At 51.5% G+C, this 744-nt stretch carries 2 tRNA genes and 2 rRNA genes; all 4 read right to left on the reverse strand.

Annotated elements, in window-relative coordinates:
* A 23S ribosomal RNA gene (locus G3N96_RS38880) occupies positions 1-109 on the reverse strand; the annotation flags it as partial.
* Between the two features lie 294 nt (positions 110-403).
* Positions 404-479 (reverse strand) — tRNA-Ala (locus G3N96_RS38885).
* Between the two features lie 41 nt (positions 480-520).
* A tRNA-Ile gene (locus G3N96_RS38890) sits at positions 521-597 on the reverse strand.
* 64 nt (positions 598-661) lie between these two features.
* Positions 662-744, reverse strand: a 16S ribosomal RNA gene (locus tag G3N96_RS38895); the annotation flags it as partial.

Below are 744 nucleotides of genomic sequence, written 5' to 3' on the forward strand. Positions count from 1 at the left end.
TACGGATCAAAGCTTGTTTGCCAGCTCCCCGTAGCTTTTCGCAGGCTACCGCGTCCTTCATCGCCTGTGATCGCCAAGGCATCCACCACATGCACTTGTTCGCTTGACCCTATAACGAGTCTGTCTCATCGACAGTCGCTACAGGTTGAGTTCTCGCGTTGTGCCGTATTCCAAATTGAGTCAAACATAGAGTTCGAATCATCTTGAGATACATCGATACAATCACAACCCGGATAGTTTCCACGTCCATCTCAAGACGCTTCTGCTATCCAAATTACTTGCTTCTTCCAGATTGTTAAAGAACGACAGCCGATATGGTTTTACTCATATCACTCTGACTGGCTCAATCGCCAATGCAAAATTCTCGGTTCAGCGTCTGAACCAAGCCCTTAGCGTTGGTGATTGGTGGAGGCAGACGGGATCGAACCGACGACCCCCTGCTTGCAAAGCAGGTGCTCTCCCAGCTGAGCTATGCCCCCATGTACAGATTTGCCTCAGGGTGTACCGCCACACAAGACGGTGGTGGGTCTGGTTGGATTCGAACCAACGACCCCCGCCTTATCAAGACGGTGCTCTAACCGACTGAGCTACAGACCCCTGAGTCTGTCTTTAAATTTACAGCCGATAAGCGTGAGCGCTCAACTTGTGCGAGAAGCTCTGGAAAGGAGGTGATCCAGCCGCACCTTCCGATACGGCTACCTTGTTACGACTTCACCCCAGTCATGAATCCTACCGTGGTGACCG

It is taken from the genome of Burkholderia sp. Se-20373 (assembly GCF_017104705.1).
Taxonomy (GTDB): Bacteria; Pseudomonadota; Gammaproteobacteria; order Burkholderiales; family Burkholderiaceae; genus Burkholderia.